This is a genomic window from Candidatus Burkholderia verschuerenii (assembly GCF_001189365.1).
Taxonomy (GTDB): Bacteria; Pseudomonadota; Gammaproteobacteria; order Burkholderiales; family Burkholderiaceae; genus Caballeronia; species Caballeronia verschuerenii.
On record NZ_LFJJ01000095.1, the window covers coordinates 26,980 to 40,896 of the forward strand.

14 protein-coding genes are annotated in these 13,917 nt (G+C 62.1%); 2 read left to right on the forward strand and 12 right to left on the reverse strand.

Annotated features, from left to right (window positions below; translation table 11 throughout):
- The 6 genes from BVER_RS16820 to leuC form a co-directional block, all read right to left on the reverse strand.
- Complete coding sequence (locus tag BVER_RS16820; protein ID WP_083452219.1) at positions 1–1,875, reverse strand: FimV/HubP family polar landmark protein; 1,875 nt, start codon at positions 1,873–1,875, stop codon at positions 1–3.
- 143 nt (positions 1,876–2,018) lie between these two features.
- Complete coding sequence (gene asd / locus BVER_RS16825; protein WP_050454284.1) at positions 2,019–3,140, reverse strand: aspartate-semialdehyde dehydrogenase; 1,122 nt, start codon at positions 3,138–3,140, stop codon at positions 2,019–2,021.
- An 84-nt stretch (positions 3,141–3,224) separates the two neighbouring features.
- On the reverse strand, positions 3,225–3,377 hold the full coding sequence (locus BVER_RS31615) for a hypothetical protein (protein ID WP_157056093.1): 153 nt from the start codon (positions 3,375–3,377) through the stop codon (positions 3,225–3,227).
- 147 nt (positions 3,378–3,524) lie between these two features.
- Positions 3,525–4,592 carry a 3-isopropylmalate dehydrogenase gene (gene leuB, locus BVER_RS16830; RefSeq protein WP_050454285.1) on the reverse strand — a complete coding sequence of 356 codons (1,068 nt, stop codon included), beginning with the start codon at positions 4,590–4,592 and terminating at the stop codon, positions 3,525–3,527.
- A gap of 22 nt (positions 4,593–4,614) precedes the next feature.
- A complete protein-coding gene (gene leuD, locus BVER_RS31620; protein ID WP_050454286.1) occupies positions 4,615–5,265 on the reverse strand; it encodes a 3-isopropylmalate dehydratase small subunit in 651 nt (216 codons plus the stop codon).
- Positions 5,266–5,289: 24 nt separating this feature from the next.
- Positions 5,290–6,699, reverse strand: a complete 1,410-nt coding sequence (leuC, locus tag BVER_RS16840; protein ID WP_050454287.1) for a 3-isopropylmalate dehydratase large subunit — start codon at positions 6,697–6,699, stop codon at positions 5,290–5,292.
- Positions 6,700–7,130: 431 nt separating this feature from the next.
- Here leuC and BVER_RS16845 point away from each other — a divergent pair, with 431 nt between their 5' ends.
- Together BVER_RS16845 and BVER_RS16850 are read left to right on the forward strand one after the other, a co-directional pair.
- Positions 7,131–7,406, forward strand: coding sequence for a helix-turn-helix domain-containing protein (locus BVER_RS16845; protein WP_332309122.1), 276 nt, complete (start codon positions 7,131–7,133; stop codon positions 7,404–7,406).
- Entirely contained in the window at positions 7,406–8,758 is a 1,353-nt protein-coding gene (locus BVER_RS16850; RefSeq protein ID WP_050454289.1) for a HipA domain-containing protein, read from the forward strand. The genes BVER_RS16845 and BVER_RS16850 overlap by 1 nt, the downstream gene beginning before the upstream one ends.
- 98 nt (positions 8,759–8,856) lie before the next feature.
- On the opposite strand, the gene gltA is transcribed toward BVER_RS16850, so the two are convergent.
- The 6 genes from gltA to sdhC all read right to left on the reverse strand — a co-directional run bounded on the left by gltA (position 8,857) and on the right by sdhC (position 13,907).
- A complete protein-coding gene (gltA, locus tag BVER_RS16855; RefSeq protein ID WP_050454290.1) occupies positions 8,857–10,158 on the reverse strand; it encodes a citrate synthase in 1,302 nt (433 codons plus the stop codon).
- Between the two features lie 194 nt (positions 10,159–10,352).
- The gene (locus BVER_RS16860; protein ID WP_050454291.1) at positions 10,353–10,622 is read right to left on the reverse strand and encodes an FAD assembly factor SdhE; all 270 of its coding nucleotides are present in this window, start codon (positions 10,620–10,622) and stop codon (positions 10,353–10,355) included.
- Between the two features lies 1 nt (position 10,623).
- Complete coding sequence (locus BVER_RS16865) at positions 10,624–11,325, reverse strand: succinate dehydrogenase iron-sulfur subunit (RefSeq protein WP_050454292.1); 702 nt, start codon at positions 11,323–11,325, stop codon at positions 10,624–10,626.
- A gap of 18 nt (positions 11,326–11,343) precedes the next feature.
- Positions 11,344–13,119: a succinate dehydrogenase flavoprotein subunit gene (sdhA, locus tag BVER_RS16870; RefSeq protein WP_050454293.1), complete on the reverse strand. Its 1,776-nt coding sequence runs from the start codon at positions 13,117–13,119 to the stop codon at positions 11,344–11,346.
- A gap of 6 nt (positions 13,120–13,125) precedes the next feature.
- Positions 13,126–13,494: a succinate dehydrogenase, hydrophobic membrane anchor protein gene (sdhD, locus tag BVER_RS16875; RefSeq protein WP_050454294.1), complete on the reverse strand. Its 369-nt coding sequence runs from the start codon at positions 13,492–13,494 to the stop codon at positions 13,126–13,128.
- 2 nt (positions 13,495–13,496) lie between these two features.
- Entirely contained in the window at positions 13,497–13,907 is a 411-nt protein-coding gene (gene sdhC, locus BVER_RS16880) for a succinate dehydrogenase, cytochrome b556 subunit (protein WP_050454295.1), read from the reverse strand.
- Positions 13,908–13,917 lie beyond the last annotated feature (10 nt).

Below are 13,917 nucleotides of genomic sequence, written 5' to 3' on the forward strand. Positions count from 1 at the left end.
TCAGGAGTGCGAGGCGAGCGTCGACAGCAGCGTGGTGGCCTGCTGGCGCGTAGCCGGATCGTTCGATGCGATCACTTCCTGCAGCAAGGTCCGCGCGCCCGGCAGATCGCCCAATTCGATATATTCGCCCGCCAGTTCCAGCTTGTTGCGCGCGATCGCCGCGAGTTGCGTGGACGTCAGCGCGGGCAGCGGCGCGGACTGGCTCTTCGGCTGATTCACGTCGAAGTCGAGACTGAGCGGCAGGAACTGCGTCGCACCCAGGCCCGCGACTGAACCCGCGCCCGCCGTGCCCGCTTCCATCTGCATAGCGACGGTCGGCGATTGCAGCGACGCGCCTTGCGCGGCGGCCTGTGGCACGAACGTCGGCGATCCCACCGGCGACGCAGCCTGCGGAGCCGGCGACGGCGTCGGCGTGTTGTCGGACGTGATCGTGCCGGTCGGCAGATTCAGCGTCAGTTCCATGCGCGGCGGCAGATTCAGATCGAGCGAATCCATTGCCTCGATGGCATCGTCCGGGAATTTCGGCATGGGGAAGCGCAGCGCGGGCGACAGGCCTTCTTCCTCGGCGTCATCGGCCGTTTCGAGCGCGTGGCGCGCTTCGGTTTCGCGTCGCTCGGTGGCCTGTTCCTGCGCGGCGAGCGCCTTCGCTTCGCGCAATTCGGCGTCGTGCGCGATGATTTCGCGCGCGGCGGCCTCGCGGGCATGCTGGGCTTCTTCGGTGTTTTCGGCGGCTTCTGCTTCGATCGCGGCGGCGGCGACGGCCGGCGACACGAAATCCGGATGATGCGCAGCCGGCGACACCGGCGCAAACTTCTCGTCCGATTCGACGGCGTCATGCTCGGTCGCGGCTTCGACCGATTGCGCCGTCTCGGTGGACGGCGGCGGCGTGTCGTCGTCGGGCGTCGCGGCGGGCTGCGTGGCTTCTTCGTGCTCGATGCTTTCCGCTGCCGCGCCGACATCCGACGTGCCGCGATGAAGCGCTTCAGTCGCGGCGACGGCCGCGCCGGTCGCCAGCGCCTCGGGCGCATGCCGTTGTTTCAGCGCCGCGTTGCGCGCGTCGGCGTCGGCTTGCGCTTCCTCCAGCGTCGCGAAAGTACGTTCGTCGCCGGAATCCGACGGCTTGGCCTTTGCCTTGCTGCGCCGGTCGATCAGGCGCTTCAGCAGCAGAAACAGCACGACGAGCACGGCAGCCGCCGCGCCGAACACGACGGGATCCGGACCGAGTCGCGACGCGGGCTTGCCCGAGTTCTCCGCGCCCGCGGTCGGCGCGGGAGCAGGCGCCGCCTGCGCGGACGATGTGCTTTCCGCGGTCGCAGCCGAGGCCGCGTCCTCGGCACTCGAAGCGGGCTGGGCCGCAGACGTCTGCGCGTTGCTCGCCGTATCGGCGCTTTGGGCCGGAGCGGGCGTTTCGGCCGGTGCGGGCGCAGGCGCGGACGCCATCGCCGGAGCGGCCTCTTGCGCGGCGGGCGCGGACGCAGCGGACGCAGCGGGCGTCGCGGGCGTCGCGGGCGCGGCAGGCGCGGCGGTTCCATCGGCGGGCGGCACGTTGAGCGTTGCGCCGAGCTTCAGCTTGTTGATGTCGTGACCGGCGAACGCGTTCGGATTGGCATCGAACAGCGCGCGCGCCATTTTCTGACGCACGTCGCGATCTTTCGAGCCGGTGAGTTCGCCCGCGACGTCATTGAGCGACTGGCCCGGCTTGACCGCGTAAGTCTGCCCGGTGGCTGCCGCGGCGGCGACAACGGGCGAAGCGCTGCTCGCCTGAGCGAGCGCTTCGCCCGGTGCCGCCCAATAAGCCGCGCACACGACCAGACCAGCTGCGGCGCACGCCGCACGCGATGACGAGATGAAAGACCGGAAAGGTCGACGAATCATTGAGACTCCAGGGCGCGACGAAGATGAATACGAACTTTGGAGCGGTCGCCGGAACACCGCCGAAAAAACAAAAAGCGCCGCGAGAAACGCGGCGCTTTTGCTGACGGCACACGCTTCCGGGCTTCCGAAGCGCGTAGTTTACTTTACTTGTCCAGCAGAATGCGAAGCATGCGACGCAGCGGCTCGGCCGCGCCCCACAGAAGCTGATCGCCGACCGTGAAAGCCGACAGATATTCGCCGCCCATCGCGAGCTTGCGCAGACGGCCGACCGGCACCGTCAGCGTGCCCGTGACGACTGCCGGCGACAGATCGCGCATCGACGCTTCGCGCTCGTTCGGCACGACCTTCACCCAGTCGTTCGCCGAGGCAAGGATGCCGTTCACTTCGTCCAGCGGCACGTCCTTCTTGAGCTTGATGGTCAGCGCCTGCGAGTGGCAGCGCATCGCGCCGATACGCACGCACAGACCGTCGACGGGAATCGAGCCCGGCTGGCCCATCGCGGGCTTGCCGAGAATCTTGTTGGTTTCCGCGCCGCCCTTCCACTCTTCCTTCGACATGCCGTTGCCGAGATCCTTGTCGATCCACGGAATCAGCGAGCCCGCGAGCGGCACGCCGAAGTTGTCGGTCGGCATGGCGTCGCTGTTCATCGTGGCGAGCACCTTGCGGTCGATATCGAGAATGGCCGACGACGGATTGGCCAGATCGCTCGCCACCGACGCGTGCAGCGCGCCCATCTGCGACAGCAGTTCGCGCATGTTCTGCGCGCCCGCGCCCGATGCCGCCTGATACGTCATGGCTGTGAGCCAGTCGACGAGGCCTTCGCGGAACAGGCCGCCGAGCGCCATCAGCATCAGGCTGACCGTGCAGTTGCCGCCGATGAAATCACGTCCGCCCTTGACCAGCGAATCCTTGATGACGTCGAGGTTCACCGGATCGAGGATGATGACCGCATCGTCCTTCATGCGCAGCGCCGAGGCCGCGTCGATCCAGTAGCCCTTCCAGCCCGCCGCGCGCAACTTCGGATACACGTCATTGGTGTAATCGCCGCCCTGGCACGTGATGATGGCGTCGCACTTTTTCAGGTCGTCGATGCTTGTCGCATCTTTGAGCTTCGTCTCGTTTTTGGCGAACGACGGCGCGTTGCCGCCCGCATTGCTGGTGCTGAAGAACACCGGTTCGATCAGATCGAAATCGCCTTCCTGCTGCATGCGCTGCATCAGGACGCTGCCGACCATGCCGCGCCAACCAACGAGACCTACGTTCATGACTCACTACCTTTGAAGTGGACGCTTCCCCGCATCTTTACCCGGCGTGGCCGCGCAGGGAAGACGCTCGGACACGAGGGACGATCAGCGAATCGTGATCGCTTTGATGGAGATTTTCGTAATGCGTGTCGTAACCGTGGCGATTGCCACGATTTGCGTGCCGATGGCGAGTTCCGCCGAGCGAGCTTGTGCGCCGCCGCCGAGGGAATCCAGTGAGAATTGAGGGTTCTTCGCCATGATTTTTGCAGTCTACACGAAACTTTGGCGTTTTCGTCGGCCGGATTGGGCTCGCCGATGAAATTCGTGCGGATCCTGCGGGAACATCGGTAAAACGAGACGATCGGCCGCTTTATTGCAGTAAGCGGCCGATCGTCCCGCGTGCGATTACAGCGCCTTCAGCACTGCGTCGCCCATTTCCTTCGTGCCGACGATCTTGCCATCGGGCGTTGCGATATCGCCGGTGCGGTAGCCTTGCTCCAGCACCTTTTTCACCGCGCTTTCGATACGATCGGCCTGCTCCGTCTTGCCGAGCGAGTAACGCAGCATCATCGCGGCGGAGAGAATGGTCGCCAGCGGATTGGCGACGCCCTTGCCCGCGATATCCGGCGCGGACCCGTGCGACGGCTCGTAGAGGCCCTTGTTGGCCTTGTTGAGCGACGCCGACGGCAACATGCCGATGGAACCGGTCAGCATCGCCGCTTCGTCGGAGAGGATGTCGCCGAACATGTTGCCGGTCACGACCACGTCGAACGCTTTCGGCGCCTTGACGAGCTGCATCGCCGCGTTGTCGACGTACATGTGCGACAGCTCGACGTCCGCATATTCCTTCGACACGTCGATCATGATGTCGCGCCAGAACTGCGACGTTTCCAGCACGTTCGCCTTGTCGACGCTCGTCAGCTTCTTCTGACGCTTCTGCGCCGCCTGAAACGCGACATGCGCGATACGGCGCACTTCGGGCTCCGAATAACGCATCGTGTCGAAGCCTTCCTGCGCGCCTTCGAACAGACCGTCCGGCGAAGGACGCACGCCGCGCGGCTGACCGAAGTAGATGTCGCCGTTCAGTTCGCGCACGATCAGGATATCGAGGCCCGAGACGATTTCGGCTTTAAGCGACGACGCGCCCGTCAGTTGCGGATAGCAGATCGCCGGACGGAAATTCGCGAACAGTTGCAGATGCTTGCGCAAGCCCAGAATGGCCTGCTCGGGACGCAGCGCGCGCTCGAGCTTGTCGTACTTCCAGTCGCCGACCGCGCCGAAGAGAATCGAGTCGGCTTCTTTCGCGAGCTTCAGCGTCGAGTCCGGCAGCGGATGGCCGTGCGCTTCGTAACCTGCGCCGCCGACCGGCGCTTCTTCGAGCTCGAACTTTTCGCCGAGCGCGTTCAGCACCTTGACCGCTTCGGCCATGATTTCCGGACCGATGCCGTCGCCGGGGAGGATTGCAATCTTCATCTTTGTTTTCCTTTCTGCGTGTTTATCCGACGAGGCGGTTATTCAACCACGGCTGCTTCGTCAAACGTTCCGCTTCGTATTGCTTGATCTTGTCCGCGTGACGCAGCGTGAGACCGATATCGTCGAAACCGTTCAGCAAGCAGTATTTACGGAAGCCCGGTACGTTGAACGGATACTCCGTGCCGTCGCCCGTGCGCACGACCTGCTTTTCCAGATCGATGGTCAGCTTGAAGCCGACGAACGCGTTCGTCTCGTTGATCAGCTTGTCGACTTGCTGCTCCGTCAGCACGACCGGCAGCAGGCCGTTCTTGAAGCAGTTGTTAAAGAAGATATCCGCGAAGCTCGGCGCGATGATCGCGCGGAAGCCGTACTGATCCAGCGCCCAGGGCGCGTGCTCGCGCGAGCTGCCGCAGCCGAAATTCTTGCGCGTCAAAAGAATCGATGCGCCCTGATAACGCTGGTGGTTCAGCACGAAATCCGGATTCAGCGGACGCTTGCTGTTGTCCTGTCCGGGCTGGCCGACATCGAGATAACGCCATTCGTCGAACGCATTCGGACCGAAGCCGGTGCGCTTGATCGACTTCAGAAACTGCTTCGGAATGATCGCGTCCGTGTCGACGTTTTCGCGATCGAGCGGCGCGACGAGGCCGCTATGTACGGTGAATTTTTCCATGGTCTTTCTCGATATCCGGGTTGATCACGCGAGCTTGCGCACGTCGACGAAATGGCCTTCGATCGCGGCGGCGGCGGCCATCGCGGGGCTCACGAGGTGCGTGCGTCCGCCCGCGCCCTGACGGCCTTCGAAGTTGCGGTTCGACGTCGATGCACATCGTTCGCCCGAATCGAGGCGGTCGGCGTTCATCGCGAGACACATCGAGCAGCCCGGCTCGCGCCATTCGAAACCGGCGTCCGTGAAAATCTTGTCAAGGCCTTCGCGCTCGGCTTGCGCCTTCACGAGACCCGAGCCCGGCACGACCATCGCCAGGCGAATGTTCGATGCGACGCGCTTGCCCAGCGACTTTACGACATACGCGGCGGCGCGCAAATCTTCAATACGCGCATTCGTGCACGAGCCGATGAAGATCTTGTCCGGCTTGATCGCGTCGATCGGTGTGTTCGGCTGCAGCGCCATGTACGTGAGCGCGCGTTCCATCGCGTCGCGCTTGACCGGATCCTTTTCCTTCTCGGGATCGGGCACTCGGCCGTCGATCGACGTCACCATTTCCGGCGACGTGCCCCACGTCACTTGCGGCACGATCTCGGCGGCATTCAACTCGACGACGCGATCGAACTGCGCGCCGTCATCCGACTTGAACTGACGCCAGTATTCCACCGCCTGATTCCACTCGACGCCCTGCGGCGAGTACGGACGGTCCTTCAGATAGTTGATCGTCGTGTCGTCCACCGCGACCATGCCGGCGCGCGCGCCCGCTTCGATCGCCATGTTGCAAACGGTCATGCGGCCTTCCATCGTCAACGAACGGATGGTCGATCCGCCGAATTCGATCGCGTAACCGGTGCCGCCCGCCGTGCCGATCTTGCCGATGATCGCCAGCACGATGTCCTTCGCCGTGCAGCCGCGCGGCAACTGGCCTTCCACCTTCACGAGCATGTTCTTGCTCTTCTTCTGCAAGAGCGTTTGCGTGACGAGCACGTGCTCCACTTCCGACGTGCCGATGCCGTGCGCCAGCGCGCCGAACGCGCCGTGCGTGGACGTGTGCGAATCGCCGCAGACGATGGTCATGCCCGGCAGCGTCGCGCCCTGCTCCGGCCCGATGATATGCACGATGCCCTGACGCAGATCGTTCATCTTGAATTGCGTGATGCCGAAGCTATCGCAGTTGGCGTCGAGCGTATCGACTTGCAGCTTCGACACCGGATCGGCGATGCCGTGTGAGCGGTCGGTGGTCGGCACGTTGTGGTCGGACACGGCCAGATTCGCGCTGATGCGCCACACCGGACGCTTCTCCAGCTTGAGGCCTTCGAAGGCCTGCGGGCTGGTCACTTCATGCAGCAGATGACGGTCGATGTAGAGGATCGAGGTGCCGTCTTCTTCGGTGTGGACGACGTGCGTGTTCCACAGTTTGTCGTACAGAGTCTGAGCCATGATGAGCGCTTTCGTAGGTGACTGCGGGGTTGATCTGTTACCGGCTTGTACGATGATTATGCCACTTTCACGACGCGCGCGGGTACTAGGATGATGAGAAAAACCTAGTAAAAACAAGTGGTTATGGTGGTGTCAGTACCTGGATAAGTTGTGCCCAGCTGGCGCTCAGCACGATGCGCGTGACGGCAGAGCTGGAAAATCCCACCTCATGATTTTCTCTTGGCACGAACACGCGCCTTCGTTTCTATATTCGACAACTTTGAGTTCACAGGGTTACGGAAAGAGAAAATTGTCGGTATGCGGAAACTATAATCTACAAACTTCCTTTTCGACCTATAATTTCCATATTCGATAAACAATGGTCGAGCCAGATATCGTATTCACATAGTTTCCACATCCGGAAAATCATGCCGCGCTCGCTTCCGCTCCCTGTGAAGAACACCAGCCCGCTTGCCAGCGACCTGACCGCGCTGGGCCTGCTGGTCCGTAACAGGCGTCACGAACAATCCATGCGTATCGACAATGCCGCCGCCCTGCTCGGCGTGTCCACGAGCGTTCTATCGCGCCTGGAGAACGGCAATCCGGTCGGCAGCGACCGCCTGTTGCGCGTGCTCGATGGCTTGGGCCTGAGCCTTCTCGTCGTGGCCCGCGCGGACTCCGGCAAGCTGCTCCGCGCGCTCGGGCCGTCCGATGAGGCGGCGACCTGATGGAGCACATTCTTCAGGTCGCCACGCAGGGTGCGCTGGTCGGACGCGTCGGGTTCGATTCGAACGACGAACGCTTCACATTCCACTACGACGACGCCTGGCGCGCACGCGATGACAGCTATCCCCTGTCTCCGCACATTCCGCTGAACGGCGACGCGCCGAAGTCGGCTTCGGTGCAGCGCTTTCTGGCCAATCTGCTGCCGGAAGGCCGCGCACTCGATGTAGCGTCCATAGCCAGCCAGATTTCCAAGGACAACATCTTCGGGCTGGTGCGTGTGTTGGGAAAGGAACCCGTCGGCGCGCTGAGTTTCCAGCCCTTTCCAGACGGAGCGAGCGCCGCGCTTGCGCCGGCACTCGCTCCGCAACGTCGCGTGATCTCGGACGCCGAACTCAGCGAACGCATCCGCGACCGCGATACGCTCCCGTTTCCGGTCTGGGACCAGAAGGTGCGTCTGTCGGTCGCCGGCTATCAGGACAAGTTGCAGGTTCTCGTGGAAGGCGATCGACTTTCGCTCGCGGACGGTTCGCTCAGCTCCACGCACATCCTCAAGCCTGATTCGCGCAATGCCGCAACGCCTCACATGGTCGCCAACGAGCATTTCTGCATGACGCTGGCCGCGCGAATGGGCTTGCCGGTGGCGCCGGTCTCGCTGCGCAGGATTCTCGAGCCCGTGCTGCTCATCGAGCGCTTCGATCGCGAAATCCAGGTCGACGATGCGCGCGGCGAGGCGACGACCGTCCGCCGCATTCATGCCATCGATGGCTGTCAGGCGCTGGATGCATCCGTGTCGTATAAGTACGAGCGCAACTTCGGCAACGCGCCGGAGGTGCGCAATATTCGCGAGGACGTGAGTTTCGAGCGGCTCTTCTCGATCGGCCGTCTGATGGAAAATCCGGCGCAGGCGCGCGGCGTCATGCTGCGATGGGCGCTATTTCAGTTGCTCATCGGCAATAGCGACGCGCACGGCAAGAACATCTCGTTCTTCGTCCGTCATTCGGGGCTATCGCCCGCGCCGTTCTACGATCTCGTCTCCGTCAATGTCTATGGCGACGGCGTCGAGCAGGACATGGCGATGGCTTACGGCGATGTTTTCCACCTCGGCGACATCACACCCTTCGCGATGGCGGACTTCGCTCATCGCACCGCCACGCAGCCAGCCTTTCTCGCGAGGGAACTGACGCGGCTGGCAAAGCTCGCGACGCGCACCGCCGACGAGTTGGCCGCGTCAGAGTCGTACATCGGCGACGAACGCGCTCTCGTGCACGATATCGCGCGATTCATCGCGGTGCAGTCGGAACATCTGACGAGGCTTGCGCCCGCTATATCGAAGGTCGATAAGGCGCTGCTCTGACGAGGCTGCGCGGTCGGCTATCGAGTTCGTCGTCGCAAAACAAAAGCCCCCGGCGATCACTCGCCGGGGGCTTTGTACTTCCGAATCAACCGTTCAACTTACCGCTTCGTAATCGCCTTCGCCTCGCGCGGCGTCTGGCCGATAAACAACTGACGCGGACGGCCGATCTTTTGCTCGGGATCGGCGATCATCTCGTTCCACTGCGCGATCCAGCCGACCGTACGTGCCATCGCGAAGATACACGTGAACATCGACGTCGGGATGCCCAGCGCGCGCTGCACGATGCCCGAATAGAAGTCGACGTTCGGATACAGCTTGCGCGACACGAAATATTCGTCTTCCAGCGCGATCTTTTCCAGTTCCATCGCGAGCTTGAACAGCGGGTCGTCGTGCAGGCCCAGTTCGTTCAGCACTTCGTGGCAGGTTTCGCGCATCAGCTTGGCGCGCGGATCGTAGTTCTTGTAGACGCGGTGACCGAATCCCATCAGCTTCACGCCGGAGTTCTTGTCCTTCACCTGCTTGATGAACTCGGGGATGTTGTCGACCGAGCCGATCTCTTCGAGCATGTTCAGCGCGGCTTCGTTCGCGCCGCCGTGCGCCGGGCCCCACAGACACGCGATACCGGCCGCGATACACGCGAACGGATTCGCGCCCGACGAACCCGCCAGACGCACCGTCGAGGTCGACGCATTCTGCTCGTGGTCCGCGTGCAGAATCAGGATACGGTCGAGGGCGCGCACCAGCACGTCGTTGACCTTGTACTCTTCGCACGGGTTCGAGAACATCATGTACATGAAGTTCGCGCTGTACGACAGTTCGTTCTTCGGATACACGAACGGCTGGCCGATGCTGAACTTGTACGCCATGGCGACCAGCGTCGGCAGCTTCGCGATCATGCGAATGGCCGACACTTCACGATGACGCGCATCGTTGATGTTCAGCGAGTCGTGATAGAACGCCGACAGCGCGCCGACCGCAGCCGTCAGCACGGCCATCGGATGCGCGTCGCGACGGAAGCCGCGGAAGAAGAAGTGCATCTGTTCGTGCACCATCGTGTGACGCGTGACCGTGTCCACGAATTCGGCCTTCTGCGCTTCGGTCGGCAGTTCGCCTTTCAGCAGCAGGTAGCACGTTTCGAGGAAGTCGGCGTTCACCGCGAGTTGCTCGATCGGGTAGCCGCGATACAGCAGCTCGCCCTTGTCGCCATCGATATAGGTGATGGCGGAATTGCACGACGCCGTCGACATGAAGCTCGGGTCATACGTGAACTTGCCGGTCTGACCGTACAACTTGCGGATGTCGATCACGTCCGGGCCCATCGTGCCCTTGTAGATCGGCATTTCGACGCTCGGCGAGTTGTCGCTGAACGATAGCGTGGCTTTAACATCTGATGGGGTCATAGCACATCCTCAATCGAAGGTATAGATACAGGTTTCGATAATTTGCACGACGGAAGCTGCGCGGGCAAAGGCCTGTACTGGTGGCCGGTGGTCTCTTTGCCGGCCTGTTATTTAGCCGGTCCGTCGTGAAGCCTGAGTTAAGCACCCAGTGCGGACCTGCCTATTTTGCAAAACTCCGTGGATTTCTGCCGAAATCACACGTTCCGCAGCATCTGCAGCAGGCGCACGACGTCCGGCGTGGCGAGATCGCCTTCCGGCTCGGTGCGCGCGAGCAGCAGGTCCATCAATTCGTTGTCGCTCAGCTCAAGCAAACGGGTCAAAGCGGCCACGTCGGCGTCGCTGAGCTGTTGTTCGTATTTGCTGAAGAAACGTTCGAAAATCAGATCGTTTTCCAGCAGCCCGCGCCGGGCGCGCCAGCGAAGGCGAGCGCGGCGCAGCGGGTCGGACTGATGCGATTCGTCCATGTCAGACCGCCCTACGCACCATCAATTCCTTGATCTTGCCAATCGCCTTGGTCGGGTTCAGCCCCTTCGGGCACACGTCGACGCAATTCATGATCGTGTGGCAACGGAACAGACGATACGGGTCTTCCAGATTATCCAGACGCTCGCCGGTCGCTTCATCGCGACTGTCCGCGATAAAACGGTAAGCCTGCAGCAAGCCCGCCGGACCCACGAACTTGTCCGGATTCCACCAGAAGCTCGGGCACGACGTCGAGCAGCTCGCGCACAGAATGCATTCGTACAGGCCGTCGAGCTCGTCGCGCTCAACCGGCGACTGCAGACGCTCCTTCTCCGGCGGCGGCGTATCGTTGATCAAATACGGCTTGATCGAATGATACTGATTAAAAAATTGCGTGAAGTCGCAGATCAGGTCGCGCACCACCGGCAGACCCGGCAGCGGACGCAGCACGATCTTCTGCGGCAGTTCGTTCAGGTTCGTCAGACACGCGAGACCATTCTTGCCGTTGATGTTCATCGCGTCCGATCCGCACACGCCTTCGCGGCACGAGCGACGGAACGACAAGGTTTCGTCGACTTCCTTCAACTTCACCAATGCATCCAGCAGCATGCGCTCGTGCGTCAGATCGAGCTCGTACGTCTGCATGCGCGGCGCTGCGTCCTTGTCCGGATCGTAGCGATAGACTTCAAAAATTCTCTTTGCCATTTGAATTTCCCCTGTGCCTTAGAAGGTCCGTGCCTTCGGCGGCACCGATTCGACCGTCAGCGGCTTCATCTGCACCGGCTTATAGTCGAGGCGATCGCCTTCGCTGAACCACAGCGAGTGGCGCATCCAGTTCTCGTCGTCGCGATGCTCGTAGTCGCTGTGCGCGTGCGCGCCACGGCTTTCCTTACGCGCTTCGGCCGACACTATCGTCGCGCGCGCCACTTCGATCAGGTTCGCCAATTCCAGCGCTTCGACCTTCGCGGTGTTGAACACCTTCGATTTGTCTTTCAGATGCACGTGCTTCACGCGCTCCGCCAGTTCGCCGATCTTGCCGACGCCTTCTTCGAGCAGCTTGGCCGTGCGGAACACGCCCGCGTGCGCCTGCATCGTCGCGCGGATATCGTTGGCGATGTTTTGCGTGTATTCGCCCGAGGTGGATTTCTCCAATACTGCAAGGCGTTCCATCGCGAAGTCCGCTGCATCGGCGGGAAGTGGCTTGTGCTCCTTCATTTCCATCGCGTGCTTGATGATGTGATTGCCCGCCGCGCGCCCGAACACAACGAGGTCGAGCAGCGAGTTCGTGCCCAGACGATTCGCGCCGTGCACGGAAACGCACGAGCATTCGCCCACTGCGTAGAAACCGTTGACCGGATCGTTGTAGCCCTTCGCCGTGCCGACGACCTGACCGTGCATGTTCGTCGGAATGCCACCCATCTGATAATGGATGGTCGGCACGACCGGAATCGGCTCCTTGATGCAGTCGACGTTGGCGAACTTCAGCGCGATCTCGCGAATCGACGGCAGACGCTTCATGATCGTCTCGGCGCCGATGTGCGACAGATCGAGCAGCACGTGATCCTTGTTCGGACCCACGCCACGGCCTTCCTTGATTTCCTGATCCATCGAACGCGAGACGAAGTCGCGCGGTGCCAGATCCTTCAGCGTCGGCGCGTAACGCTCCATGAATCGCTCGCCATCCGAGTTACGCAGAATGCCGCCTTCGCCGCGCACGCCTTCGGTGATCAGCACGCCCGCGCCCGCGACGCCCGTCGGGTGGAACTGCCAGAACTCCATGTCCTGCAGCGCGATACCCGAGCGCGCGGCCATACCGAGGCCGTCGCCGGTATTGATGAACGCATTCGTCGATGCCGCGAAGATACGGCCCGCGCCGCCCGTGGCGAACAGCATGGTCTTGCCTTCGAGGATATAGACCTCGCCGGTTTCCATCTCCAACGCGGTGACGCCGAGCACGTCGCCGTCAGCGTCGCGGATCAGATCCATCGCCATCCATTCGACGAAGAAGTGCGTTTTAGCCGCGACATTCTGCTGATACAGCGTATGCAGCAGCGCGTGGCCGGTACGGTCGGCAGCGGCGCAAGCACGTTGCACCGGCTTCTCGCCGTAATTGGCCGTGTGGCCGCCGAACGGACGTTGATAGATGGTGCCGTCCGCGTTACGGTCGAACGGCATGCCCATGTGTTCGAGTTCGTAGACGGCGTTCGGTGCTTCGCGGCACATGAACTCGATCGCGTCCTGGTCGCCGAGCCAGTCGGAGCCCTTGATCGTGTCGTAGAAGTGGTAGTGCCAGTTGTCTTCGCTCATGTTGCCAAGCGAAGCGCCGATGCCGCCTTGCGCGGCCACCGTATGCGAGCGCGTCGGAAACACCTTGGAGAGCACCGCGACGGAGAGGCCCGCGCGCGCGAGTTGCAGCGAGGCGCGCATGCCCGAGCCGCCCGCGCCGACGATGACCACGTCGAAACGGCGACGCGGCAGGGATGTCTTGATTGCAGCCATGTTCTTTTAAACTCTCCAGAGAATCTGTGCGGCGTAGCCGGCGCATCCGAGCAGCCAGAGGATCGTGAGCACTTGCAGCAAGAGGCGCACGCCCATGGGCTTGACATAGTCCATCCAGATATCGCGGATGCCGACCCACGCGTGGAAGAACAGGCACAGCAGGACGACGAAGGTGGCGAGCTTCATCCACTGCATCGCGAAGATGCCGGCCCAGCCTTCGTAGGAGAAGTTATGCGCGCCGAAGAACAGCACCAGCAGCACGATGGTATAGACGGCCATCGCGACCGCGGTGATGCGTTGCGCGAGCCAGTCGCGCAGACCGTAGTGCGCGCCGACGACCAGACGCTTCGGTCCGACTCGATTGTGGGTTGCCATGTTTAAAACGCTCCGAAGAGTTTAAGGGCCATCGCGAGCGTGAGCAGCAGCGACACGATCAGCACGATGAGCGCGGTCTGTTTGCCGCCTTCCTTATTGACTGCGACGTGCGTATCGAGCAAGAGAAAACGAATGCCCGCGCAGAAGTGATGCAGATACGCCCACGACAACACGAGCACGACGATCTTGACGATGGGATTGGCGAGGAAGCCCTTGAACGCCTCGAAGCTCAGTTCGGACGTGAGGCTCTGATCGAGCAGATACAGGATGAACGGCAGACACACGAACAACAGCAAGCCACTGACACGATGCAGGATCGACACCTTCCCTGCGAGCGGCAAGCGGTATTGCGCGAGTTGGCCGATCCCGATGTTCCGGTACTCGGGCCTTGGTTTTTTTACGGCTTCAGCCATGCTAGACCCC

Coding starts and splice junctions, on each gene's coding strand:
- sdhA (WP_050454293.1), bottom strand. CDS start 13,119: ATGGCTGCAATCAAGACATCCCTGCCGCGTCGCCGTTTCGACGTGGTC.
- asd (WP_050454284.1), bottom strand. CDS start 3,140: ATGAACGTAGGTCTCGTTGGTTGGCGCGGCATGGTCGGCAGCGTCCTG.
- BVER_RS16850 (WP_050454289.1), top strand. CDS start 7,406: ATGGAGCACATTCTTCAGGTCGCCACGCAGGGTGCGCTGGTCGGACGC.
- sdhD (WP_050454294.1), bottom strand. CDS start 13,494: ATGGCAACCCACAATCGAGTCGGACCGAAGCGTCTGGTCGTCGGCGCG.
- leuB (WP_050454285.1), bottom strand. CDS start 4,592: ATGAAGATTGCAATCCTCCCCGGCGACGGCATCGGTCCGGAAATCATG.
- leuD (WP_050454286.1), bottom strand. CDS start 5,265: ATGGAAAAATTCACCGTACATAGCGGCCTCGTCGCGCCGCTCGATCGC.
- BVER_RS16865 (WP_050454292.1), bottom strand. CDS start 11,325: ATGGCAAAGAGAATTTTTGAAGTCTATCGCTACGATCCGGACAAGGAC.
- leuC (WP_050454287.1), bottom strand. CDS start 6,699: ATGGCTCAGACTCTGTACGACAAACTGTGGAACACGCACGTCGTCCAC.
- BVER_RS16820 (WP_083452219.1), bottom strand. CDS start 1,875: ATGATTCGTCGACCTTTCCGGTCTTTCATCTCGTCATCGCGTGCGGCG.
- BVER_RS16860 (WP_050454291.1), bottom strand. CDS start 10,622: ATGGACGAATCGCATCAGTCCGACCCGCTGCGCCGCGCTCGCCTTCGC.
- gltA (WP_050454290.1), bottom strand. CDS start 10,158: ATGACCCCATCAGATGTTAAAGCCACGCTATCGTTCAGCGACAACTCG.
- BVER_RS31615 (WP_157056093.1), bottom strand. CDS start 3,377: ATGGCGAAGAACCCTCAATTCTCACTGGATTCCCTCGGCGGCGGCGCA.
- sdhC (WP_050454295.1), bottom strand. CDS start 13,907: ATGGCTGAAGCCGTAAAAAAACCAAGGCCCGAGTACCGGAACATCGGG.